General features: G+C 60.2%; 23 protein-coding genes. 8 read left to right on the top strand and 15 right to left on the bottom strand.

The features are described from left to right. The coding region (locus ABJ99_RS29265; protein WP_230081050.1) for a hypothetical protein at positions 1-216 on the top strand (216 nt) is incomplete at its 5' end. A 23-nt stretch (positions 217-239) separates the two neighbouring features. On the opposite strand, the gene ABJ99_RS17750 is transcribed toward ABJ99_RS29265, so the two are convergent. The 6 genes from ABJ99_RS17750 to ABJ99_RS17775 all read right to left on the bottom strand — a co-directional run bounded on the left by ABJ99_RS17750 (position 240) and on the right by ABJ99_RS17775 (position 6,447). Then, on the bottom strand, positions 240-1,193 hold the full coding sequence (locus ABJ99_RS17750) for a sugar-binding transcriptional regulator (RefSeq protein WP_054086926.1): 954 nt from the start codon (positions 1,191-1,193) through the stop codon (positions 240-242). Between the two features lie 81 nt (positions 1,194-1,274). Next, on the bottom strand, positions 1,275-2,075 hold the full coding sequence (locus ABJ99_RS17755; protein ID WP_054086927.1) for an SDR family oxidoreductase: 801 nt from the start codon (positions 2,073-2,075) through the stop codon (positions 1,275-1,277). A 30-nt stretch (positions 2,076-2,105) separates the two neighbouring features. Continuing rightward, positions 2,106-2,870 (bottom strand): SDR family oxidoreductase, encoded by a 765-nt coding sequence (locus tag ABJ99_RS17760; RefSeq protein ID WP_054086928.1) that lies wholly within the window; start codon positions 2,868-2,870, stop codon positions 2,106-2,108. A 31-nt stretch (positions 2,871-2,901) separates the two neighbouring features. After that, complete coding sequence (locus ABJ99_RS17765) at positions 2,902-4,431, bottom strand: sugar ABC transporter ATP-binding protein (RefSeq protein WP_054086929.1); 1,530 nt, start codon at positions 4,429-4,431, stop codon at positions 2,902-2,904. Positions 4,432-4,446: 15 nt separating this feature from the next. Next, positions 4,447-5,379 (bottom strand): sugar ABC transporter substrate-binding protein, encoded by a 933-nt coding sequence (locus tag ABJ99_RS17770; RefSeq protein ID WP_007249764.1) that lies wholly within the window; start codon positions 5,377-5,379, stop codon positions 4,447-4,449. Positions 5,380-5,445: 66 nt separating this feature from the next. After that, a complete protein-coding gene (locus ABJ99_RS17775) occupies positions 5,446-6,447 on the bottom strand; it encodes an ABC transporter permease (protein ID WP_054086930.1) in 1,002 nt (333 codons plus the stop codon). 362 nt (positions 6,448-6,809) lie between these two features. Between ABJ99_RS17775 and ABJ99_RS17780 the strand changes: the two genes are divergently transcribed. Genes ABJ99_RS17780 through ABJ99_RS17790 form a run of 3 tightly spaced genes read left to right on the top strand, consistent with a single transcriptional unit; the run spans position 6,810 to position 10,074 of the window. Beyond that, positions 6,810-7,646, top strand: coding sequence for a transketolase (locus tag ABJ99_RS17780; RefSeq protein WP_054086931.1), 837 nt, complete (start codon positions 6,810-6,812; stop codon positions 7,644-7,646). Then, a complete protein-coding gene (locus ABJ99_RS17785) occupies positions 7,636-8,568 on the top strand; it encodes a transketolase family protein (RefSeq protein WP_054086932.1) in 933 nt (310 codons plus the stop codon). Before ABJ99_RS17780 ends, ABJ99_RS17785 begins: the two co-directional genes overlap by 11 nt. Before the next feature lie 30 nt (positions 8,569-8,598). Next, the gene (locus ABJ99_RS17790) at positions 8,599-10,074 is read left to right on the top strand and encodes an FGGY family carbohydrate kinase (protein ID WP_054086933.1); all 1,476 of its coding nucleotides are present in this window, start codon (positions 8,599-8,601) and stop codon (positions 10,072-10,074) included. Positions 10,075-10,388: 314 nt separating this feature from the next. On the opposite strand, the gene ABJ99_RS17795 is transcribed toward ABJ99_RS17790, so the two are convergent. After that, the gene (locus ABJ99_RS17795; protein ID WP_054086934.1) at positions 10,389-10,748 is read right to left on the bottom strand and encodes a PAS domain-containing protein; all 360 of its coding nucleotides are present in this window, start codon (positions 10,746-10,748) and stop codon (positions 10,389-10,391) included. Between the two features lie 140 nt (positions 10,749-10,888). Between ABJ99_RS17795 and ABJ99_RS17800 the strand changes: the two genes are divergently transcribed. Together ABJ99_RS17800 and ABJ99_RS17805 are read left to right on the top strand one after the other, a co-directional pair. After that, positions 10,889-11,260 carry a hypothetical protein gene (locus tag ABJ99_RS17800; RefSeq protein WP_054086935.1) on the top strand — a complete coding sequence of 124 codons (372 nt, stop codon included), beginning with the start codon at positions 10,889-10,891 and terminating at the stop codon, positions 11,258-11,260. 220 nt (positions 11,261-11,480) lie between these two features. Next, positions 11,481-12,053: a hypothetical protein gene (locus ABJ99_RS17805; protein ID WP_054086936.1), complete on the top strand. Its 573-nt coding sequence runs from the start codon at positions 11,481-11,483 to the stop codon at positions 12,051-12,053. A gap of 214 nt (positions 12,054-12,267) precedes the next feature. Here the strand turns inward: ABJ99_RS17805 and ABJ99_RS17810 are convergent, their stop codons facing one another. The 7 genes from ABJ99_RS17810 to ABJ99_RS17840 form a co-directional block, all read right to left on the bottom strand. After that, positions 12,268-13,425, bottom strand: a complete 1,158-nt coding sequence (locus tag ABJ99_RS17810) for a hypothetical protein (protein WP_054086937.1) — start codon at positions 13,423-13,425, stop codon at positions 12,268-12,270. Between the two features lie 111 nt (positions 13,426-13,536). Beyond that, positions 13,537-15,210 carry a dipeptide ABC transporter ATP-binding protein gene (locus ABJ99_RS17815; RefSeq protein ID WP_054086938.1) on the bottom strand — a complete coding sequence of 558 codons (1,674 nt, stop codon included), beginning with the start codon at positions 15,208-15,210 and terminating at the stop codon, positions 13,537-13,539. A gap of 2 nt (positions 15,211-15,212) precedes the next feature. Continuing rightward, positions 15,213-16,049, bottom strand: a complete 837-nt coding sequence (locus ABJ99_RS17820) for an ABC transporter permease (RefSeq protein ID WP_054086939.1) — start codon at positions 16,047-16,049, stop codon at positions 15,213-15,215. Beyond that, positions 16,046-16,999 (bottom strand): ABC transporter permease, encoded by a 954-nt coding sequence (locus ABJ99_RS17825; protein ID WP_054086940.1) that lies wholly within the window; start codon positions 16,997-16,999, stop codon positions 16,046-16,048. The genes ABJ99_RS17820 and ABJ99_RS17825 overlap by 4 nt, the downstream gene beginning before the upstream one ends. Before the next feature lie 74 nt (positions 17,000-17,073). Further along, entirely contained in the window at positions 17,074-18,708 is a 1,635-nt protein-coding gene (locus tag ABJ99_RS17830; protein WP_054086941.1) for an ABC transporter substrate-binding protein, read from the bottom strand. A 93-nt stretch (positions 18,709-18,801) separates the two neighbouring features. After that, positions 18,802-20,031 (bottom strand): M24 family metallopeptidase, encoded by a 1,230-nt coding sequence (locus tag ABJ99_RS17835; RefSeq protein WP_054086942.1) that lies wholly within the window; start codon positions 20,029-20,031, stop codon positions 18,802-18,804. Positions 20,032-20,085: 54 nt separating this feature from the next. After that, positions 20,086-20,967, bottom strand: a complete 882-nt coding sequence (locus tag ABJ99_RS17840; protein ID WP_054086943.1) for a HalD/BesD family halogenase — start codon at positions 20,965-20,967, stop codon at positions 20,086-20,088. 140 nt (positions 20,968-21,107) lie between these two features. Here ABJ99_RS17840 and ABJ99_RS17845 point away from each other — a divergent pair, with 140 nt between their 5' ends. Further along, positions 21,108-22,022, top strand: a complete 915-nt coding sequence (locus ABJ99_RS17845; protein WP_054086944.1) for a LysR substrate-binding domain-containing protein — start codon at positions 21,108-21,110, stop codon at positions 22,020-22,022. Here ABJ99_RS17845 and ABJ99_RS17850 read toward each other — a convergent pair. Beyond that, positions 21,960-23,195 carry an MFS transporter gene (locus ABJ99_RS17850; RefSeq protein ID WP_054086945.1) on the bottom strand — a complete coding sequence of 412 codons (1,236 nt, stop codon included), beginning with the start codon at positions 23,193-23,195 and terminating at the stop codon, positions 21,960-21,962. The two genes, ABJ99_RS17845 and ABJ99_RS17850, sit on opposite strands and share 63 nt — an antisense overlap. Positions 23,196-23,566: 371 nt before the next feature. On the opposite strand from ABJ99_RS17850, the gene ABJ99_RS17855 reads away from it, so the two are divergent. After that, positions 23,567-24,499, top strand: coding sequence for a LysR substrate-binding domain-containing protein (locus tag ABJ99_RS17855; protein WP_054086946.1), 933 nt, complete (start codon positions 23,567-23,569; stop codon positions 24,497-24,499). Positions 24,500-24,563: the final 64 nt, after the last annotated feature.

Below are 24,563 nucleotides of genomic sequence, written 5' to 3' on the forward strand. Positions count from 1 at the left end.
ATTGCAGGGAGCTTCCGCAGCTCGGGTTTCTTTTTGGTTGGCATACATGCACCTCTTACTCATGTTATGCCCAAACACAAAATTTCTGACACCCCCAGCTGGTCTATCGCTTTAATCACTGCCTCGCCAAGTGCGTTGCTTCTTTCTGGAGGCATCATTCATTGGGCAAAGCCTCCAGCGTCACTTCTGACCTATCCGGCGTCGGTATTCGCCTGAGACGCTGGAGACCACCTCATCCTTCACCCCCCCAACCCCCGCGCAGTCCCCACATCCGTAATCAACACATCCAGATATCCCCCCAACAACGCCCCCTTGATCGCCTGCACCTTCCTCACCCCTCCAGCCAACCCCAGCACCCGATTAATCGACCGCAACTTACCCAACCCCATCGACACTACACACTCCTCATCCTCTTCCAGCACCGGTTTCCCCTGCGCATCAAAGTACCGCAAGCAGATATCCCCAACCGCCCCACGCTCAGCGAGCACGCGCAGCATGTCTTCGGTGTAGTAGTTGCCGCTGTTGCGCAGCAGTTGTGAGGGTTCGAGTTCGCCGATGCCGACGATGGCGAGGGTGATGCTGTCGAAGCGGTGGAGGACTTCTTTGACTTCTTCCATTTCGACGATGCGTTGTTTGCTTTCCACCGACTGTTCGATGCTCTGCGACGGCAGGAGGAAGGCGGGGCAGTTGAGCAGGGTGGCCAGGCGTTGGGTCAGCAGGGTGGCTTCGAAGGCGCCTTTGTTGCCGACGCCGCCGAGCAGTTGCACGACTTCCTGGGCGCTCTGTTTGCCCGGCTGGGGGTGCATGTGGCTGACCATCGCGCGGATGGTGCTGCTCCACGAGGAGATGCCGATGTGGTCCTGGGCGCTGAGGCTGGTTTCCAGGTAATGCGCGGCGGCAGAGCCGATGGCTTGTTTGATGCTTTCTTCGTCGTCCGGCTCGGTGGCTTCGACGACGATCACCTGGCGTATGCCGTACATGTTTTGTAAGCGGCTTTCGAGCTCCAGATGCAGGCCTTGCGGGCGCATGACGGTGATTTTCACCACGCCTTCCTGCAAGGCGCGGCGCAGGGCGCGGCTGATGAAGGATTGGGACAGGTCGAGCCGGGTGGAAATCTCGGACTGTTTGAGTCCTTCTTCATAGTAGAGGCTGGCGATTTTGCTCATCAGCCGTTGTTCTTCGATCTGGCTCATGCAGGCCCCAAAAAATGATAGCGATATCCCAAGTGGCGGCGAGGATACCAAACTGGCAGCGGGTCGTGCCTGCCATCGCGGTCAGGACATGATCAGCCCGCCATCGATGTTGATCGCCTGGCCGGTCAGGTAGGCGGCGTCGTCCGAGGCCAGAAAGGCGACCAGCCCGGCGACGTCCGAGGGTTTGCCGGCGCGGCGCATGGGGATGTTGCGGACCCACTCGGCCATCAGTTCGCCTTTGGCATAGCGTTTTTCGTCGGTGCTGAGTATTTCGCCCCAGACGCGGTCGTTGTAGTCCCACATTTCACTTTCGATGATGCCGGGGCAGAAGGCATTCACCGTGATGTTGTGCCGCGCCAGTTCCAGCGCAAGGCTTTGGGTGATGCCGATCACGCCCATCTTGCTCGCGGCGTAATGGGGAGTGTAGATGAAGCCTTGGCGGCCCTGGCCTGACGAGGTGTTGATCAACCGCCCGCTGCCTTGTTTGACCATATAGCGGGCGGCTTCGCGGCAGCCGAGCCAGACGCCGGTGGTGTTGACCTGCAGGACCTTGTCGAAGTCTGCGCGGGGCATGCTTTCGCAATGGTCGATGGTGATGATGCCGGCGTTTTGCACCGACACATCGATGCTGCCGAAGCGCTCGTGGGCGCTCTGGTAGAGGCGCTGGATGTCGGCCTCGTCGGTGACGTCGATGCCAAGTGCCAGGCTGTTGACAGAGTATTCGCTGGCCAGTTGTTCGGAGGTGAACGTCACTCGTTCGAGGTCGTTGGAGGCCAGCACCAGGTTGGCGCCTTCCTGAGCGAAGCGCTCGGCGATGCCTGCGCCGATGCCTCGGCAGGCACCGGTGATAACCACGGTTTTGCCGCTAAAACGTTGATACATGGGTGTGCTCCAGTGATGGGCAGGACGGGCTCACCAGCAGACGAAGCCGCCGTCCACCAGCAGGTCGACGCCGGTGCAGAATGAAGAGGCCTGACTGGCCAGAAAGATTGCCGGGCCGACCATTTCGTCGACGCTGGCCATGCGCCCCATGGGCGTGGTCTGCTCGAATATTTTCACTTGCTCGGCCACTTCCGGGCGTGAATTCATGGGTGTGGCGGTGTAGCCGGGGCTGATGCAGTTGACCCGCAAGCCCTTGTTCGCCCACTCCATCGCCAGGCTTTTGCTCAGGTGGATGACGCCTGCTTTCGAGGCGTTGTAGTGCGCTTGCAGCAGCCCGCGATTGACGATGCTGCCGGACATCGAGGCGATGTTGACGATGGCGCCTTTGCCACGCGGCAGCATGACTGCCGCCTGGGCCTGGCAACTGAGAAAGATGCCGGTCAGGTTGATGTCGAGCATGGTCTGCCAGCGTTGCAGCTCCAGCTCTTCGGCGGCCTGGGCGTTGGCGATGCCGGCGCAGTTGACGGCGACGCTGAGCGCGCCCAGTTCGGTTTCGGTGCGCGCGATGGCGGCATCCAGCGTCGCGCGGTCGGTGACGGTGCCTTGCAGGGCAAGGGCGCGTCGGCCCAGTGCGTTGATGCGCTCTACGGTGCTGCCGATGCCTGTGCTGCCCGGCAAGTCAAAACATGCCACGTCCGCCCCGGCCTCGGCAAGGCCGACAGCAATGGCCTGACCGATACCGCTGCCAGCGCCGGTCACAAAGGCCACCTGACCATCAAGTCGAAAAAGTCGCATGTTGCTCTCCACGTAATCAGTGTGTTTGCACTCAGGCGGTGGCCATTTCCATGACTGACACCGGTGTCGCTTCGCCACGTTCAAGGATGCCCATCTGCCTGCCACGGCTCATGACCATGACCCGGTGCGACAGGCCCAGCACTTCGTCGAGGTCGGAACTGACCACGATCACGGCCATGCCGGTGGCTGCCAGTTCGGCGATCACCTCGTAGATTGCGGCCCGCGCACCGACGTCTATGCCTCGGGTCGGCTCGTCGAGAATGAACACCTTGGGGTTGCGGGCCAGCCATTTGGCGATGATGACTTTCTGCTGATTACCACCGGACAGGCTGTCGATGCGCTGCTCGGGCGCACCTTTCACGCCGAGGCGCGAAATGGCGTTGCGGGCAAACTCGTGCAGCCCTTTTGGCAATACCCAGTTACCGCTGTGCAGCAGGTCGGTGTTGCCGTAGACCAGGTTGTCTTCAATCCGGTGCTCGACCACCACGCCTTGTTGTTTGCGGTCTTCCGGCACCAGCACCACGCCTGCCTGAATCGCTTGCGAAGGCGAGCGCAGGTGAACGGTTTCGCCATCCAGCTGCATGTGGCCCTGAATATCCCGGGCTGCGCCGGCAATCACCCGGATCAGTTCGGTACGGCCTGCGCCGACTACGCCGGCGATGCCGAACACTTCTCCGGCGCGCACGCTGAAGTCGATGCCGTGCAGGGCGAACTCGCGGCAGGTCAGGTCCTTGACCTGCAGCATCACGCGATCCTGCGGGGCCTGAAGGGCAGGGAATATGCGCTCCAGACTGCGCCCGACCATTTGCTCGACCAGTTCACGCACCGGCACTTGAGCCGTGGCATGCAGCGCGATCTGGCGACCATCGCGCAGCACCAGAATACGGTCGGCGATCCGCGCGATTTCCTCCAGACGATGGCTGATGTAGATGAACGACACGCCCTCCGCTTTAAGGCGCTCGACCTGCTGAAACAGCAGCTCGGTTTCTTCACCGCCAAGGGCCGCCGTGGGTTCGTCGAGAATCAGCAGGCGTGCGTTCAGGGTCAGGGCTTTGGCGATCTCGACCAGTTGCTGCGCGGCCACGCTCAGGCCCTCGACCTTGCGCGACGCCGGCACATTCAGGCCGAGGCGTTCCAGCTGTTTTTGCGCCTGCGCTTGCATGTAGTCGCGGTCAACCTTGCCGTGGCGCATCGGCAGCCGCCCGACAAAGATGTTCTCGGCAATCGACAACTGCGCCAGCAGGCGAATTTCCTGATGGATCAGGCCGATACCGGCACCCAGCGCCGCACCCGGCGAGGCGGGCGCGTAATCCTCGCCGAGCCAGCTCATGGAGCCTCCCGTCTCAGGCTGCACCAGGCCCGCGATAATCGACGACAGGGTCGATTTGCCTGCGCCGTTTTCGCCGAGCAGGGCGAGCACTTCGCCCGGCCGCACATCGACGTTGATCTGCGACAGCACCTGCACCGGGCCGTAGGACTTGCCGATGTTGCGCAGGCACAGCACCGCCGCAGGTGGGACCTCAGGGTTGTGGGGCGTCGGGTTATCCAGAACAGCATGCATGGCGAACTCCCTGGCTCAAGGATGCTGTTGCAGGAAAGGCGCGACGTTGTCTTTGGTGGTCAGCACGGTTTCGAGCAGTTGTTCCTTGGGTACGGCTTTGCCAGCCTTGAGGTCCAGCGCAGAGGCAACGGCCATGCGGCCCATTTTCTGCGTCTGCTGGGTCATGGTCGCTTGCAGCACGCCGCTGTTCACGGCCTTGAGACCCGCCACGTCACCGTCGAAGCCGACCACCACCACCGGCTGCCCCAGATTGGCCACCTTCACTGCCTGCGCGGCACCCAACGCCATGGCATCGGCGCGGCCGAAGAACACGGTGATGTTCGGGTCACGCTGCAACAGGTCCTGAGCGACTGCAAAGCCTTTGTCCTGCGCCCACTCGGCAGGCTGTTCGGCGACGACTTTCAGGTCGGGGAAGCCTTTCAGGCCTTCCTTGAAACCTTTGGCGCGGTCGTTTTCCGGCGTGGTGCCCAACTGCCCTTGAAGGATGGCGATGCGGCCTTTGCCGCCCGTCACTTTGCCGACGTATTCGGCAAGCGTGCGCGCACCGGCAACGCTGTCGCTGGCAATAAATGTATCGCCGGGTGCGTCAGGCGCGTTGCGGTCCACGGCAATCACCGGAATCCCCGCCGCCTTGGCGGCTTTGACCGGCACACCAGCGGCAGTGGCGCCAGCCGGAATGTAGATCAGCGCGTCGATCTGACGGGTGATCAGGTCTTCGATCTGGCTGACCTGAGTCGAGGAGTTGCCCTGTGCGTCAACGGTGATGATCTTCACCCCGCGGGCTTTGCCTTCGGCTTCGACCGACTGTTTGATCTGGTTGAAGAAGTCAGCCTGCAGATTGGCCACGGCCAGGCCGATGGTCAGCTCTTTGGCCCAGGTCGAACCTGCGGTGGTGAGGGTGGCGGCGGCCAGAGCCGTGGCGAGCAGCAGTTTTTTGGTCATGAACATGGCGGTGACTCCTGATTTTATTGTTGGGGATGTCAACATCGGTCAAGCGCAAAACGGCACAGCTTCTTAATGAGCACTGTTGGAACGGCGACGCAAGGTATCAATGGTCACAGCAAGGGCAATGACCACGCCTATGACCACTTGTTGAATGAAAGGCGAAACACCAAGCAGGTTGAGGCCGTTGCGCAGCACGCCGATGATCAGCACACCGACCAGCGTGCCGCCGACGCTGCCGACACCGCCGCTGAGGCTGGCACCGCCGATGACCACCGCGGCGATAGCGTCCAGTTCCAGCGTCAGCCCGGCACTGGGTTGCGAGGAGTCGAGGCGGGCGGCCATGGTCACGGCGGCTATACCGGCCAGCGCACCGCTGATGGCGTACACCCACAAGGTGATGGCGCGCACCTTGATCCCCGACAGCCGCGCCACTTCAGGGCTGCCACCAATGGCGTACAGGTTGCGACCGCCGGCCCGAAAGCGCAGGAACACCCAGGCCACCACCAGCATGACCAGAAACAGCCCGACCGTAGCCGATAAGAAGCCGAAATGACGCACCGTGGCCAGGCTGGTGAACCACTCGGGATAACCGACGATCTGCCGGCCCTCGGTGAGAATGTTCGCCAGGCCGCGGGCGACCGACATCATGGTCAGCGTGGCGATGAAGGCGGGCAGTCGGGCGTAGGTAATCAACAAGCCGGACACCAGGCCTGCGAGCATGCCGGTCGCGATGGCCACCGGGATCGCCAGGCCCAGCGCCAGGCCTTGATCCTGATACAGCCAGCCGAGCATCATCATCGAAAAAGCCAGTACCGAACCGACTGACAGGTCAATGCCGCCGATGACGATCACCGCAGTCATGCCGATGGCGAGAATGCCCAGCACCGTTACCTGATCAAGAATGTTCAGGCCGTTGCGCAGGGTGAAGAAGAATTCGGAGCTGAAGGAGAAGACCAGCACCAGCAACGCGAGGCCGATCAGCGGGCCACCGATGTTATTGGGCAGCAGCTTGAGCAACCCCCCACGGCTCTGCGGCTTGACGGCCTGATGCACTGGCGCTTTGGCGTCCATAGGGTTCTCCGGATTTATTCTTGTAGGAGTTTTTCTGGCTGCTTGAATATATATGCATGCCTGACTGTTAATTCAGATTCCAGCCGTGGCGCGATAAAGTCAAGCGGTTTAATTTTCTTCACTTTCGATCAGTGAACGCTTTTCTGCCCTGAAAACCCCTCGGTAGAAGCCTGCGTTGGTAATTCCACACGTTCTTCAAAAGGCCTATCGGCATTCTTTTTTGTGTTTCCGCGTCGGGTCTGCTTGACCTGCAAGACGATCAGCGTCTAAATATAAATATATTTTCAGCGCTGAATAAATATTCAAGAGCTTTACATAACAATAAATATTCGCCGCGTGGCCAGCCCCACAGGAGCCGCTCCATGAATGCCTTCCGCTACGATGCCCAGCAGATCAAAGAACAGGCACGCCTGATCAGACGCAATGTCATCACCCTGAACGCCGGATCGCCCGCGGGAGGGCACACGGGGGCTGATCTTTCGGAAACCGACATCCTCGCCACGTTGTATTTCCGGATTCTCGACATCAGCCCCGAGCGCATCGAAGATCCGGCGCGGGATATCTACATCCAGAGCAAAGGCCACGGGGTCGGCGGGTTGTATTGCTGTCTGGCCCAGGCCGGTTACATTCCCGAAGCGTGGCTGCCTGAATATCAGCACTTCAATTCGCACCTGCCGGGCCACCCGGTGCGGCAGAAGACGCCAGGCATCGAACTCAATACCGGCGCGCTGGGTCACGGCCTGCCGGTTGCGGTGGGCCTGGCGCTGGCGGCGAAAATGTCCGGGAGCAACAAGCGAATTTACGTGCTGACCGGCGATGGCGAACTGGCGGAAGGCTCGAACTGGGAGGCGGCGATGGCAGCCGCCAAGTACGGCCTGGACAACCTGTTCGTGATCGTCGACAAGAACAAACTGCAGCTGGCGGGTTTGACCGCAGAGATCATGCCGCTGGACCCGCTCGACGTAAAATGGGCCGCGTTCGGCTTTGCGGTCAGCGAGTGCGACGGAAACGACGTCGAACAACTGGTCAGCACCCTGGAGCAGATGCAGACGCGTAAGGGTGCGCCTCAGGTGCTGATTGCCCACACCATCAAGGGCAAAGGCGTTTCGTTCATCGAAGCTCGGCCCGAATGGCACCATCGGGTGCCCAAAGGCGACGAAGTCAGCGCAGCGCTGGAGGAGTTGAATCATGGCGAGTGAACATTTTGCCAGTGTCATGGTGGAAGCCTTTATCGCTGCCGTCGAAGAAGGCCTGGACCTGGTGCCGGTGGTCAGCGACTCGACCTCTACCGCCAAGATCGCCCCCTTCATGCAGCGCTTCCCGGAGCGGGTCATCAACGTCGGGATTGCCGAACAGTCGCTGGTGGGCGTCGCCGCCGGGCTGGCGCTGGGCGGCAAGATAGCTGCCACCTGCAACGCCGCGCCGTTCCTGATTTCCCGGGCCAATGAACAGGTCAAGGTCGACGTGTGCTACAACCAGGCCAACGTCAAAATGTTCGGTCTCAATTCAGGCACCAGTTATGGGCCGCTGGCCAGCACCCATCATTGTCTGGACGACATTTCGGTCATGCGCGGCTTTGGCAACGTGCAGATTTTTGCCCCGTCCGACCCGTTGGAGTGCCGGCAGATCATCGATTACGCGCTGCGTTATCACGGCCCGGTGTACATCCGCCTCGACGGCAAGCCGCTGCGTGAACTGCATGACCCCGGCTATCGCTTCGCGCCCGGAAAAGTGGATATCCTGCGCCGTGGTTCAGACCTGACCATCGTCGCACTGGGTTCGGTGGTGCATGAGGCGGTCGACGCTGCGGCGCGGCTGGCGGAGCAGGGGCTCGACGCGCAGGTCATCAACCTGTCTTCGATTCGTCCGCTGCAACGTGATGCGCTGCTCAGCGCCCTGAGCGGCAGTCGCGGGGTGATTACCGTCGAAGAACATAATATCAACGGCGGGCTTGGCAGCCTGGTGGCCGAATTGCTGGCCGAGAACGCACTGGGTATCACCCTGATTCGCCTTGGCATCGGTGATGGCGAATACGCAGCAGCGGGTGCCCGTGAGCCGACTCGTGCCTTGCATGGCATTGATGCGGACGGCATTGTCGCGGCGGCTGAACGTTTGCGTTAGGGGTATTTCTGTATGTCGAGTACTCAGAACATGAACGAACACTCCCCGCTGATTCTGGCCATCGATGAAGGCACCAGCAATGCCAAGGCCGTGCTGGTCAACCCATTGGGGCAAGTCGTCGCCCGTGGCTCGCGGCCTTTGAGCATCAGCCACCCGCAAGCCGGTTATTCGGAACAGGACCCGCTGCTGATCTGGCAAGCCACGCTTGAGGCGATTGCAGACTGCATGACTGGTTTACAGCGGCCGATCAGCGCGCTGGCCATCAGCAATCAGCGTGAGTCGGTGGTGGCGTGGGACCGGGCCAGCGGGGCACCCTTGTCGCCGTGCATCAGTTGGCAGTGCCGCCGTTCGTTGCCGCTGTGCAATGAACTGCACGCCCAAGGCCACGAAGCCATGATTCTGGGCAAGACCGGGTTGGCCCTCGACCCGATGTTTTCCGCAGGCAAAATGCGCTGGATTCTCGATCATCTGGACGACGGTCACGCTCGCGCAGCGGCGGGAGACATCTGCCTGGGAACAGTCGACAGTTGGCTGCTCTGGAAACTCAGTGGCGGAAAGGTGTTTGCCACCGACTACTCCAACGCAGCCCGTACCCAGCTGTTCAACCTGCAGAGCTGCGACTGGGACCCGCAATTGCTTGAGCTGTTTTCAATCCCAGCCGCTGCGCTGGCCACCATTCAACCCAGCGCAGGCCTTTTTGCTCATACCGTGGCGGTCGGCGGGCTCGACGCCGGCATTCCGATTCTGTCGATGATCGGCGATTCGCATGCGGCGCTGTACGGGCAGGGCGGTTTCGCTCCCGGACTGGTCAAGGCCACGCTCGGGACCGGTTCTTCATTAATGACGCCAATGGCCGGGCCCATTGCTTCTCGCCACGGCCTGTCGACTACACTGGCCTGGCACGATGGCGCAACGTCGACCTATGCAATGGAAGGCAACATTGTGCACACCGGCGCTGCGGTGCAATGGGCTGCGCGGCTGGTGGCCGGCGAATCCATAGATGCCCTGAGCGAACAGGCCGCGCAATTGACCGACAATGGCGGCGTCTACTTTGTGCCGGCGCTATCCGGTCTGGGCGCGCCACACTGGCAGGCCGGCGCCCGAGGGCTGATTTGCGGCCTGACGGAAGGCAGTTCTGGCGCACACATCATGCGCGCGGCTCTGGAGTCCATCGGCTATCAGATTCGCGATGTGTTCGACGCCATGCAGGCCGACATCGGCAGCCCGCTCAAGGAGCTTTGGGTAGACGGCGGAGCGACCCGCAACCGCTGGCTCATGCAATTTCTCGCCGACCTGCTGCAACGTCCGGTCATCCGCAGCCTGTCACCGGAAGTCTCGGCACTGGGCGCCGCACACCTGGCAGGCAAAGCCCTCGGCCTCTGGAATGACGCCGCCGACCTGCAAGCACTGGAAAGACAGCGCGAACGCTTCGACCCCGTTCCCGGCAGGGATCTGGAGGGTGTGTATCAGGAGTGGCAGAAGGCTTTGGGGCGGGTGATGCGTTGAGCAATGCTCCGAGGTGATCGGCCCTTGGTCTTTCGCTCTGTGCGAACGAACTGCATACTCAGCGCGCCCGGATCTGCCATCAGACGATAGACCGATGCCGTGCGTTTTGGCCGTCGGTAAGGGCGTGATATCGGGAGAGAGTACGGATAGCTGATGTATCGTTCCGGGTGCACAGCGCGCCACTCATTTCCTTGGCAGGCGAATTGAACAGGTGTAAGACGTCCGAGCGTTGTGCCTGCCAGCGCCATCAAAACCTCACTACAACGCTTCACGGTCTGACTCTTCACCGCCTGCCTTGCCTGCTCTTCCATGACTTAATAATACCCAAGCATGCGCAACGCTTCAGCCGACTTCATTACAGGAGCAAGCCGCGACTCCAGTTCCAAAAACCATTCTTGCCAACCCCACGAGCCGTCTGGCTTTTGAATGAGGTACTGTGATTCCCAGTCCCGCCCCCGTGAAACTGCATCTGGAACCGAGCGCGACAGGCGAGTGAGGTCTGTTTGAGTGAAACCGGTTTCCATCAGAAATCTTGCCTGGCAAAGCGCTTCCTGATAATGAGGCGTTTGAGCAAGACCCAACTGCATAGAAACAGGAAGCAGTGCGACAAGACCTTGTTCAAGCAGTTGCAACTGTTGGATGCGCTCCGCTTCGGTGTAGCGGTATTCGGTCATTCTCTTGCCTGGAACTCGGGCTGGGACGCTGGATATTAACCAGTCGACGTAAAACAGCCAACAGGTGCGTGCACCTGATCTTTTGTCGCGTTGACCCGTTAAGCTGTGCGCGGGATAAGGCCAGGTGAAGGGAATATCTTATGAGCGATGTATGGCGTCTACTCTCCTCAACGTCTTTTTTTGAAAAGCTGTGTGCCAGTGAATCCGACTGGGACAGCGTGCTTGATGGCAGAGAGGACGAAGGCTTTGATCAGCTTTGGACCAGCCATCATGCTGCTTTACTGGCAACGCCCCTGACTCCTGAAATGACTGAGGGCATTACCCGGCTCAGGGAGCATGCATTCAAGGAAGTGTTTTCAATTTCAAGAAACGCTGATCTTGCAGGGTACGTCTCTGATGACGTCGGTTTGATTGCACACCACATGGCAGTCGAGGCACCTGCTTCATGGGTGAATGGATTACTCGAAAGTTACGTTCGCGGTGAATTCCCGCACGAGCCCTTTATCCGTTAGCAACGAGTCCGTTTTTGATTATGGCTGGGTGTGGAGTGGAACAGATCGACAGCTTCGCTGCCCATCGCAGCCGTAGTAACCCCCGCAAGCGCCTGCAGCCCTGCGGGCAGAAGGCGTTCTTCGTAGTCGGTCAGGTTTATGTATAACCATGAGCTCTAGCCCAGAATTTCTCTGATTTCCAGCCGTGCGGCACTTGCCGCTACTTCTTTCGGATAGATGCATGAAAACTCGGGCAAAAATCGAAGCCTTCATTTCCGGTGCCGCCATCTTCGATCCTCTGGTGCTGAGCCGATTTGCCGCGCAATTCTGTCCAGGCGTAGATGATCTGTTTACGTTCTTCATCGCGGAGCGCGAAGTAGGGCGCCTTGCTGTGCAGAGTGGCGTTGTTCTACCGATGTACGAGATCCCCGAAGAGCACTATCTGTTCAGGCTGCGTGGCGTGGGCGATCGTCCACTTGTTGAGCACTCTGACAGAGTTTTTCTGCACAGCGGCATACCGTTGAGGGTCGAGTCTGGTCTGCTGATTGTTGCCGATCTGTACGCGCTCATGGACTGGGACCCCGAGTTCTTTTTGAATTTCAGAGAGCAGCGCCATCGAGGCCTTGGAAACGCCGATTACCTTGACGTTTCTCAAGGGCTTTATTCAATAAGCATAGCGGGCTTTGATGAGTCGAATGGCGAGTGCCCCCGTCTGATTTACGAGCTGGCTATCGACCCTGTTGATACGTTACCTGTACTGCATGAGTTCGCGCATTTTGATGATTGGGATTTCGCAATAAAGAGGTCCCTATAAGCGCAAAGAGAACGTGCCCTTCAAGCTTCTGCCCGTAGGGCGTGGGAGCGAACTTGTTCGCGAAGACGGTAGTTCAGACGATGGATTTTCGATGAATATACCTGTCCTTTCTTGAACAAGCGAAGCGTCGCGCGGTTCACTCCCATTGCCTTCGGCCAGAATCAAAAACGGACTTATGTATCACCCTGATCACAAGCCCTTGAAACACCCCACCTCAAAAGTAATACCCGATATTGGTATACAACTGATTCTCCCACTGGTCGCTGCCGCCAGCGCCGAGGCTCTGGGTGTAGCTGCTGCCGCCGATGTACGGGTCGTTCTTGCCGTGCAGCCATTCCGTGGCGATCCATAGTTTGCTGAATGAGAACGAGGCCCCAAGGATCATCCGCTGCGACGTTTTGAAGTCGCTGGCGGATTTGTCGAAGGCGCTGTAGTTGGCGTACAGCTTGACGCCGCTGATCTGATCGAACAGGAACTTGCCTGCGACGTCGTAGCTTGCATCGGCGACGTACAGGTTGCCGCGACTGGCGACGTTGTAGGTGCCATCGTAGCCACCGAGCGTCACCAGTTCGTCGCTGCCGGGGTTGCGTGGCGACATCTGCTGACGTGCGGCTTGCAGTTGCACGCCCCACGGGCCATTTTTGCCCAGGTAGTGCACGGCCACGGCGTTGCGTCGGCCATCGTCATTAGTGTCACGGTTCTCCAGTGTCGAGGTCAGACCAGAAACCCCGACTTCGGATTTCCATGGCCCCAGGTCCAGCGCCTTGGCCACGCGCAGCACCACGGTGTTGCGTTCCTGATTATTGCTGCCATCGTTGACGTAACTGTCGGCCTCGGACACGACGCTGGAGTAGGTCGCACCATTGCTGGTGCCTTTGCCTTGCCAGGCAGGGCGCAGGTAGTAACCGGCCTGAATATTCCAGTCGCCGCTTTGCTGGATGTACTTGGCGCCGATCTCTTCCAGGTCCTCCACGCCGATCACGTTGCCCAGGGTCTCGTAGAACGTACTGCCGAAGTACGGCTGCAAACCGAAGGGCACCTGATTGAGGCCTACCTGCACCTGCTGGTCGGGATTGAATTTGTAACCAATCCATGCCGCCTCGGCGAACTGAACATCACCGACATTGTTGGTGTATTGATACGGGTAGGCTCGCCCGTAGAACCGGTATTTGGCCGCACCTATCCAGGCGTCGGAGGTGTATTTGGCGGTGAGGAACGCGGTGTCGAAGTTGAACTTCTGAATGTCGCGATCCGGGTCATAGTCCCAGCGCGCACGCACAGCGCCGCCGAGGTCAAGGTTGTCGGTGACCTGAATCGCCAGGGCGGGTGCTGCAAGGCTGCCGAACACGGGGATCAGCGCAATGGAACGCATGGCACGAGAGGTGGTTGTACGCACGGTGATACTCCTGGCTATTGATTGTTGTGGGCAGCAGCAGCCCCGGCCGCTGCGAATGCAGCGGCATGGGGAAAGGTTTTTATTGATTCAGCGGGCGTGCGGTCGAAGCAGTCTCGGCGGCTCTGTAACCGTTGACTCAGGCGCCACAGGTACCGAAGGCATTGCCGAGGCACCGGGAGCCGCCGCCAGCAAGGTTTGGGTGTAGGTATTCTGCGGTCGCAGCAGCACCTGTTCCGCGCTGCCGTACTCCACCACTTCACCTTGGTGCATCACCGCGATGTAGTCGCTGATCTGCGCGGCCACCCGTAAGTCATGGGTGATGAACAGGATGCTCAGGTTGAGGCGCTGTTGCAGTTCGGCAAGCAGCTCCAGCACCTGTTGTTGCACCGAAACATCCAGTGCCGAAACGCTTTCATCGGCAATCAGCACTTCCGGGCGCATGGCCAGCGCTCGGGCGATGCCGATGCGCTGGCGCTGGCCGCCTGAAAACTGCCGGGGTTTGCGCTCCAGCGCGTCACGCTTGAGGCCAACCTGCTCAAGCAGATCGCCTGCCTCGGCCCAGGCATCCTTGGCCGACAGCCCACGCAACCGGGCGGCGCGAGCGATGATGTCGCCCACCCGATGGCGCGGGTTTAGCGAGCCATACGGGTCCTGGAAAATCATCTGGATACGCCGCCGGTTGGTAGCCAGGGCCTTGCCGCGCAACGCGAGAAAGTCCGTGTCACCGACCCAAACGTGCCCGCTGTCGCTGTCCACCAACCGGATCGCCGCTTTGACCAGCGTGCTTTTGCCTGACCCGGACTCGCCGACAATCGCCAGGGTCTTGCCGCGTGGCAGTTCCAGCGAGACGTCCTTGAGCGCCTGTACCGAGCGGCCGCCAACGTTGTAGGTCTTGGTCAGGTGTTCGATGCGCAAGGCCATTTCGCCGTCGGCGCTTGGGGCGTGCAGTTCGGGGTGCAGCGCCGGGACGGCGGCGATCAGCTTGCGCGTATAAGGGTGTCGGGGCGCATTGAGGACCTGATCACGCTCACCGATTTCCACCAATACGCCGCCTTCCATGACCGCGATGCGATCAGCAATTTCCGCGACCACGCCAAAGTCGTGAGTGATGAACAAAATGCCGTGCTGGCCCCGACCGCGCAGGTCGCGCACCAGTTTCAGCACCTGTGCCTGAGTGGTCACGTCCAGTGCCGTGGTCGGTTCGTCGGCGATCAGCAGGTCCGGGTTCATCGCCAGCGCCATGGCGATCACCACCCGCTGGCACTGGCCGCCCGAGAGCTGGTGGGGAAAGCTGTTGGCTATTCTTGGCGGGTCGGGTAACTGGGTGGAGTCAAGCAGTGCCAGCATGCGCTCGCGACGCTCGGCGGCAGGCATGTTTGGCGCGTGAATGTCGAATATCTCTTCAACCTGCTGGCCGATCCGGATGGCCGGATTCAGCGCCGCCATCGGCTCCTGAAAAATCATCGCGATACGATTGCCGCGCAGCTGACGCAGGGTTTTTTCGTCCATGCGGCAGATGTCATTGCCTAGAAAGTCGATGACCCCCTCGCTGTGCCGCAGGCCCTTGGCGTAGTCGCCCATGATCGCCGCCGAGAGCACCGATTTGCCCGAACCGGACTCGCCGATGACACAGAGGATTTCGCCCTTGTACACGTCCAGACTGATGCCCTGCACCGCATGACTGCGATCGGCACCGGGAGGCAGTTCGATAGAGAGGTTTTCCACCCTTAGCACTTGTTGCGGGTTGTGTGGCTGGTTCATGCTCAGCTCCTTGTGCCGTTCTGGGCATGTTCGTCCAGACCGTCCGCCAAGAGGCTCAGGCCCAGCATCAGGGTGGAGATGGCAATGCACGGGAAGATCACCAGGTGCGGGAAGGCGATAGCCATGCCGCGGCCTTCGTTGATCATGCCGCCCCAGTCCGGGGTCGGCGGTGGCAGGCCGAGGCCGAGAAAACCGAGTGCGCCGATCATGATCGCGGTGTAACCGATGCGCAGGCAGAAATCGACGATCAGCGGGCCGCCGCAGTTGGGGAGGATTTCCACCAGCATGATGCGCAACGAGCCCTCGCCCTGGGTTATGGCGCTGAGTACGTAATCGCGCGAGCGGATGTCGATGGTCAACGCCCGCATGATCCGGAAGATCGCCGGGGCACTGGTAAAGGTCACGGCAATCAGGATGTTCAGCGCCGAAGCGCCAAGGGCAATGATGATCACGATGTACAACACCAGCACCGGGAACGACAGCACGGTGTCGGCGACGTACGACAGCAAGGCATCGACCCAGCCATTGAAATAGCCCGCACACAGGCCCATCGCGATGCCGACGAAAAACGCCGTGAGCGTCGCCAGAATCGACCAGAACAAAACGGTGCGCGTGCCCCAGATCAGCCGCGACAGAATGTCCCTGCCGATCATGTCGGTGCCCAGCAGAAAGCGCATGCCGCTATCGTCCGGGGTCATCGGTGTCAGCAGCGGGATGAAGCTTTTCAGGGGGTCGTGGGGTGCCAGCCAAGGGGCGAAAAGCGCCATCAGGCACCAGCCGCCGACCAGCAGCAGGCCGAGCAGCGCCAACGGGTGTTTGAAGGCTTTGAGCAGGTTCACTGGCCACCTCCGCCGAGGCTGCGCAAGGTGATGCGCGGGTTGAGCCAGGTGTAGGCCAGGTCCGAGAAGATCTTGGTTGCGCCCACCACCAGCCCGCTGATCATGGCGCAGGCTTCGATCAGGTAGACGTCATGGTTCAATGACGCGGTGTAGAGCAGCGAGCCAAAGCCTTTGTATGCAAAAAATACTTCCACCACGATCACGTTCGACAGCAACCACGGGATGTAGAGCATGATCACCGTAATGGGCGCTATGAGCACGTTACGCAGTGCATGGCGCAACACAATGCGTGAGGTGGAGGCGCCTTTCAGGCGTGCGGTACGGATGTAAGGCGTCTGCATCACTTCGACCATCGAAGCCCGTGTGATGCGCGCCAGATAACCGATGCCGAACAGGCACAGCACCATCAGCGGCAGCGCCAGTTCCACGGCGTTGAACCCGTCGCTCATGCTGCTCACCCCCGGCAGCCAGTTGAGCCAGAACACGAAGACGGCCGAGACGAATACTGCGCTGGCGAAATCCGGAATCGAGGTGGTCACGATCGACAGAAACGACACCAACCGATCCACCGCCGAGCCCTGACGCACGCCGGCCAGAATGCCCAGCGTCAACGCCACGGGCACCATCACCAGCAGGGCCAGCCCGGCGAGCATCAGGGTTTGCCCCAGGTTGGGCAGTAACAGGTCAATCACCGGCTCGCGAAAATGCACCGAGGTGCCCCAGTTACCGCTGACAAAGTCCTTCAGCCAGACCAGATATCGCCAGACGAAGGGTTGATCGTAACCATGCTCCACCAGCCACGCGGCGCGCTGGTCGGCGGCGGAGTAGGGGCCGAGGACGTTGATGGCAACGTCTTCGATGTTCAGTTCCAGGGCCAGAAACACGATCATCGACACTGACAGCAGCGTCGCTGCCAGCGCCAATAACTTGCGCAATAGAAATTCAGCCATGCTTGCACGCTCCGGCTAATCAAGGGATGGCGGCCCGCCGCACCAGGGTGGGAGGGCTCATGAGGGGCGCGTTATCAGGCGCTCAGCCAGACTTCATCCATCGGGTAAAAGTCCGATGGGTGTACCTTGAAACCCTGGACTTTCTTGCTGGCGGCGGTGAATTTGTCGCCCCAGAACGGCTGCACCACCACGCAGGCGTCCTGCAGGATCTGCTCGACGCTTTGCATCGCCAGCGCGCGCTGTTTGGGGGCGATGATGCCCATGGCCTTGTCCAGTGCGGTGTCGAAAGCCGGATCGCTGTAGTGGCTTTCGTTCCAGGCCGCGCCGCTGCGGTACGCCAGTTCCAGAGACATCACGCCCAAGGGGCGATGAGCCCAGTACGTCAGGCTGAACGCCGCCTTGTCCCAGATCGGCCAGTATTGCGTGGCGGGTATCACTTTGAGGTTGATGCGAATACCGGCCTCGGCGCAGTTTTGCTGCAGGATTTGCCCGCAGTCCTGCTCGTAGCGGCCTTGGGTGTTGCCGATGATCAGGTCGATATCGATGCCGTTCGGGAACCCGGCTTCACCGAGCAGCTTCGCCGCCGCCGCCACATCCCGGGTGCGTTTGGGCAGCGGGAAATATTCCGGGTGGGAGGGCGAAACATGATGGTTTTCACCCAGCGTGCCCATGCCCCGATAAGCGATCTTGAGCATCTGCGCGTTGTCGGCACAGAGCGTTATGGCCTTGCGAACACGAAGGTCGTCAAACGGTTTCTGGTCGCAGGCCATGCGCATCACGATGGTTTGCGCCGATTTACAGGTCAGCAGCTGCGCACTCGGCAAGCGCTTGGCCAGGTCCAGTTCGGCCACGGTCACCCGGTACAGCACATCTACTTGCCCGGCCTGCAAGGCGGCCAGATGGGTGGAAATATCGGTACCCATGTCGACATAGCGCAGCTCGTCGAGGTTGGCCGGTTTGCGCCAGTAATCAGCCCGTTTGGCAAAGGTCGCCTGCTTGTTGACGGCGAACGAGACCAGTTTGAACGGGCCAGTGCCCAGCGGGTTTTTCGTCCAGTCTTCACCGGCCTTGAAGCTGCGGTGAACGATGGCGCAGGTGAATGCGTTGAGCATTTCCGGGATGGCCAGCATCGGCCGCTTGAGCAGCAGACGAAACTGGAAATCACCGAGCTTTTCAAAGGCGCTAATGTCCTGGAAGGCGGTGCGGTTGACCGACTTGGAATCGGCGGCAATCCAGCGCTCGATGTTGTGCTGCACGTCCTCGACGTTGAACGTGTCGCCGTTGCTCCACTTCACGTCCTTGCGCAGGTTGAAGGTCCAGGTCTTGAGGTCTTCGGAAGGGCTCCAGCTTTCGGCCAGATAGGGGTGAGTGATGTTGTCGGCATCGACCCAGGTCAGGTATTCCAGCGAGTTGCGCAACAGGTTCGAGGCTTCGATCCAGGTGATCAGCATCGGGTCCTGGATTTCCTGGATGGCGCAGGCAAACCGCAGGCTGCCACCCTGGCGAGGCGGCGTGGTGTCGGCAGCCTCGGCCGGGTTATCAAACAGGGCACTTCCCAGAAAACTACAGGCGCTGGCTGCCGTGATGCCCAGCAACGTGGCGGTACGCAGAAACTGCCGGCGGTTGATGTCGCCGTTCTTGACTTGGGTGCACAGCGCATCTACCGCTGGGTGCGGCAGCTCGCCGCCCAGCGTCATTAACTCTTTCATAGGCCTCTCCGATAGCGTGCAACTATGCATTTTTCGACTGGCCGCGATTGTCGTGAGCGGGCAGCGCGGTCGGTTTTTGACGAGCCGAGGCTGTCAGCGCGGCAGCAGGCGTGAATCGAACGGGTAGTCAGAGAGCAATTCGATGCCGTTTTCGTGGATGTAAATCTGCTCTTCAAGCTTGACCCCCTCACCGCCAGCGTCGTGCCCGATGTAGCTCTCCACGCAAATGGTCATACCGGCTTCAAACACCCCGTCGTAGCCCAGCGAATCAATGTCTTCGCGGTGCACCACATAGGGGTATTCACCGGTCATGCCAACCCCGTGCACCAGCGCAAAATAACGGTTGGCCTTGTAGTTGTCGGGGATCTTCCAGGCCAGTTCTGCGTACTCCTTGAAGCTGCGCCCGGCCTTGAGCATTTCCACGTTGGTCTGCACCTGCTCATAGGCCAGTTTGTAGAGCTCCTGTTGTTTGGCCGTCGCGGCTTGCTCGCCACACAGGAAGGTCCGCGAAAAGTCCGCGTAGTAGCCGAAGCGCCCAACCACGTCGGTGTCCAGTGCGACCAGATCCCCGGCTTCGATGGGGCGTGTGCTGCATTCCTGAAACCACGGGTTGGTGCGCGGGCCAGACGCCAGCAACCGGGTTTCGATGTAGTCGCCATCAGTGGCAATCACATGCTGATGCAGGTGCGACCAGAGTTCGTTTTCGCTGATGCCGGGCACCAGTTTGCTTTCCATCAGGCGCACGCCTGCCTCGGTCGCCCGCAAACTGGCGCGGATCATCTTCAGTTCGTTGGGCACCTTGATGCAGCGTGCCCGCTCCAGTGGCTCCTGAGCGTCGAACACCTGATAACCGAGCTTTTGCAGTTCAAACGCCGCAGCCGAGGTGGCGCTTTCGATGGCGATACGTTTGTTGGCGCTGCCGCAGGTGCGCACCAGTTCATCAATTTCGGCGGCCCAGTCGGCGGTGACGTTGGTGAGGAAACTGTCGCAGAAATAATAGGAAATCGCCTTGGCCGGGCGGACTTCGTCAACGGTGTTGAGGGTTTCTGCGAGGTGCAGACAGCCCCCGAACTCGAAGATCACCACCGGGCCTTCTGCCGGAATAAAGGCATAACGCGCCGGGTTGCGGGCCGAGTACACCTGCATGTTGCGCGAGCCAGTGGCGTAACGCATGTGCGTGGGGTCGAACAGCACGCAGGCGGCGTAATCGCGTTTTTTCAGTTCATTGCGTACCCGTTGCAGACGGTCCAGCTGGATTTGCTGAATCTCGTCATAGGTCGGTTCGCAGTCGGCGGGGTTGCGGTTCGGGCCGGACAGGCTCATGGGCGTTCCTCACAGGGCAATACGGTTATTTTTTCGAATAGTTTTAGTGATGCTTCAGTCGAGCAACTGGTCGCTGCGCACCCGGTTGCGTTCGGCTTGCAGGTGCGCTTCGGACAGGCGTCCGTAAAGCTGTTTGGTGCGTTGGGCGCGGCCGATGATTCCGGGCTTTTCCGAGTAGGCGAAGATCGCGGTGTTACGTTCGGTTGCACCTTCGACGCGAGTGACCCGATGGACCGAGAAGCGGCCTTTGAAAATCTGCAGGTCGCCGGGGTTCAGCTCCAGTTCCTGCACCCGGCTGCGGTCATCGCCGCGCACCACATTGCCCACCGCGCCGAGGTTTTCCTCGGTGCGCGTGCGGATCATCGGTGCGTACTCGAACAGGCCGCCAGCCTCGGGCTTCTGCGTCATCATGCTGACGATGAATTCGTTGGTGTCGAAGTGCCAGGGCTGCTCGGTGCCTTGCGGCATAACATTGATGACCAGGCCCGCGAACGGGTCGGCGTACTCGTAGATCTCTGGCTCGTTGAGGCAGGCGCCGATGAAGCGCTTCATCATCGGCGAGACGTACAGGCGATGAATGATCGCGTCCGGGCCAATCATGTCGCGTGTCACGAAGCCGCTGGTGCGCTCCATGAATGTGCGCCTGGGATCATCCTGGGGCAGGGAGGGGTCGTCTTCGGTGAAGTAGGCGTTGACCTTGCGCACCGAATAAAACGTCTTGTCCGAGAGCGCCTGACCTTCTGCGCGAGCCTGTTCCAGCGCTTCGGGGCGCAGGAAGTTTTTTAGCAGGCAGCAGCCGTCTTCGGCGAGTTCGGCACGGGCGTGTTCAATCAGTGCCTGCAATCGGACATGGCCCGAATCATGTATGGGGTATAACTCGGTATTAATAATGTCGCAGATATCGCCTACTTCGGCGTCGGCAAGCTGAAGACTCATGCAGGGCTCCTGAAACTGTAAACAAACGGTATTTTCGGGGCGGGTTTCAACGGCGTTTTGCGTTGAGTCGATAGTTGCTTAAAGAGGTGTGAAGTGGAAATTACAAGTTGTGATCGAATCCATCGGCAGGGGCGATAGTTATGTCAGGCGAACTCGACGGGACCTTGCTTAAAGTCTTTGTGGCTATTATCGAATGCCACGGTTTTTCCGCGGCGGCCGAGCGCCTGCATAAAACCCAGTCGACCATCAGCCAGAACCTGCAACGCCTGGAAGAAATCGTCGGCACACCGCTGGTGCAGCGCAACAGCCGGTCGGTGAGCCTGACGCCGGGCGGTGAGACGTTTCTGATCTACGCCAGGCAAATTCTCAAGCTGCATGCGGATGCGATCAATGCCGTGCACCTGGCGAACGATCAGGTGTGCATTCACGTCGGCATGCCGGAGGATTACGCGCAGTGCTGTCTGGCCGAATTGTTGCGGGATTTTCAGGCGCAGTTCCCGCACGTGCGGCCGGATATCTGCTATGAGATGTCGACCGCACTGGTCAGCCGCCTGTTGCGTGGCGAGCTGGATCTGGTGCTGGGGGTGCAGCACGCCAACCTGCAGCAGGGCGAATACTTGTGCGATGAGCCGCTGGTGTGGGTGGCCGCGCAGGGTTGGCGGGGGGCCTCAGATCAGTCAGTACCGTTGGCGGTGTACGCCGACGGCTGTGCCTTTCGTGCCAACGCTGTGCAGGCACTGGCCGAAGCCGGACGACCCTGGCATGTGGTGTACACCAGTCAGAGCCCGCGCGGCATCGGCATTGCCATCGAACAAGGGCTTTCGGTGGGGGTCACCGCCAGGCGTCTGGTGCCGCCGGGCTGGCAGGTCCTCGATGAAGCGCAGGGCTTCCCGCCGATCGAGTCCGCGCGTTTGATGTTCTGGCGCTCGGCTCGCTGCCAGGAGCAGGCGGTAGAGGCCTTGGTGGAGATCCTCTGGCGTCACCTGGGCAGTTCAGAGCTGCTCGCTCAGCGTGGGCTCGCTGCGTTGGCGACGGGCCATCAAACCCAGCAATAGCAGGCTGGCCGCCACCCAACAGAGGATCCAGCCGTGCACCAGCGCAAACTGCCCGGTGGCTTGCAGCAGCCAGCCGCACAGCCCGTTGCCGGTGGCGCTGCCCAGGCCGAATCCGACCATGCTCAGGCTGACCACCTGCAGGCTTTGCACCGGGTCCAGCCGTGCACCAAGGTAGGCCGCCATGAGGCCCCACACCGGGAAATAAAACACTGCAAACAGCCCGGCTACCAGCCAGGTCACGCCCATGCCTGGCTGCCAGAGCAAGGCAAGCATCGCGATGCCGAACGCGCCGATGCTCGATACCATCACCCGCAACGCGCCCCAACGGTCGGCCAGCGAACCCAGCAGCAGGCCGCCGACAACCCCGCCGATGCCGATCAGCGTCCACAATGCCCCGGTGGTCTGCGCATCGGCGCCCAACCGTTCGCTGGCGAACGCTGAAAGAAAGTTCAGAAACGGTCCGCTGATCAGGCCGATAAAAGCGCTGAGCAGCAGAATCTGTAGCGCTACCGGCTGTTTCAGGCACAGCTGCAACCATTGCCCCAGCACCCGGCGCAGCGACGGTGCGTGGCGGTGCCGGTCAATTCTTTCTGCGCGCAGTGGCGGCAGCGCCCAGAACGTCAGCAATGTGACAATCAGCGTCAGACCGGCACACATCAGCCAGAAGTGCTTCAGGGAAATACCTTGCAGCGAGGCAATCAGCACACCATTGAGACAGATCGCAAACGCCGCGCCCGAAGAGGCCAGCCCCAGCACCCGGCTGCGGTGCGAGGCCGGAATCACTTCAGTGGCCAGTGCAGCGATGGCATTCCAGTTAGCAACCGCACAGGCCGAAACCAGCGCCAGGCACAGCGCGAACGGCATTACCCACGGCGTCACCACTGCAAGGGCAAGCAGTAGCGGGCTGAGGGCTATGGTCAGCAGCACCATGCTGCGCGGGCTGATCCAGGCGGCGGCGATGCCGCTGGCAATCGATGCGCCCATATAAAACAGTTGCAGCAACGCAGCAATGGCGGCGGCCTGACGGTAGTCGAGCTCAAAAACCTGACGGATCTCGGGCAATAGAGCCGAGTACAAAAAAATACTGAAACCGTGGGTAGTGGCATTACAGGCGGTGAACACCAGAGCAAGCAGGCCGATACTTCGTGCAGGTAACTTCTTCGCGGATGGCATAGGGCTGGCTCGATCAGGCTGATTGCAAGAGTGCAGGAAGAAGTTGCACTGCCAGCAATGAGCAAGTGCGGTGACGTATCGAGAGTTGTTTCAATGTCAGGCTAGCGCTTATATAAATAAAACAGCCAGCGCTTAATTCTCATGATGCCGGTGCGAAATACTCATGCCATTTAGTTGTTTGCGACAATGTGCATAACAAAAACGACTCTTTGTCAGGCAATAAACAGCGTTTTGAATCAGTCGGTCCTGATTTCAATTGCCTTGGCAATTCGCCAATCACTCGATGCAACACAAAAAAGCATGTTACTCGGGATATTTCTGTCAGGGCGTGGGATGCTTGGCGCTGATCAGCACCTGCGCGAGTAACCTTCATGAAACGCAAAATGCCCGCGCTCAACGCGCTCAAGGCCTTCGAAGTGGCTGGCAGCACCGGCAGCTTTACCCGCGCAGCAGAACTGCTCAATGTCACCCAGAGCGCGGTCAGCCGACAGTTGCGTCAGCTGGAAGAGCAGCTTGGCGAAAACCTGCTGGAACGGCGTCATCATCACCTTGAACTGACCAGCGCGGGCCGCGTCTTGTTGCGCGCGCTGCACCAATCCTTCGACAAGATCGAGCTGACGGTGCGCAGCATCCAGCAAAAATCCCATGCCAACCGTCTGCACATCAACGCGCCGCCGACCTTCACCAGCCGCTGGTTGATGCCGCGCTTGGGGCGCCTGCGCGAGAAGCACCCGGAGCTGGAATTAAGCATCACCACCCAACTGCAGGACAGCCTGGCGGAAACCGGCACGCTGGATTGCGCCATTCGTTTTGGCGATGGCGAATGGGACGGTCTGGACAGCTCCCTGCTGATTCAGGAAAGGCATATCGCGGTGTGCGCGCCATCCTTGTATGCGCGTGAATCGAGCGAAGGTGTGATTGACCTCAACCGCCTGACGTTGCTGCATGTGCTGGCCAGTGAAGACCAGCGCTACCTGACCTGGAAACACTGGCTGGACGCGGCAAAAATCAGTGGCGTCGACACCCAGGGCGGGTATGAATTCGACCTGCTGGACCTCGCCATTCGCGGTGCCATCGAGGGCCTCGGCATTACCATTGCCGACTGGCACATGGTGGCGTCGGAGCTTGCCAGCGGGCAGTTGACCCAGATGCTCAACGTGCATGTGGAAGGCCATCAGTCCTACTGGCTGGTGACCCGGCCGGAGCAAACGTCGATGCCACAGTTGCAGGTGTTCAGCCGCTGGCTGCAGGAGGAAATCTGGTTGGCGCAACGGCAACTGGAGCCTTCCACTGCCGCGACTTGAAGCGGGCTGGATCGATGTAACCTGCATTTTTTGAATGTTTAGCCGCTCAATAAATCGTTTGTTC

The sequence above is a fragment of the Pseudomonas syringae pv. cilantro genome (genome assembly GCF_001293775.1).
Taxonomy (GTDB): domain Bacteria; phylum Pseudomonadota; class Gammaproteobacteria; order Pseudomonadales; family Pseudomonadaceae; genus Aquipseudomonas; species Aquipseudomonas syringae_P.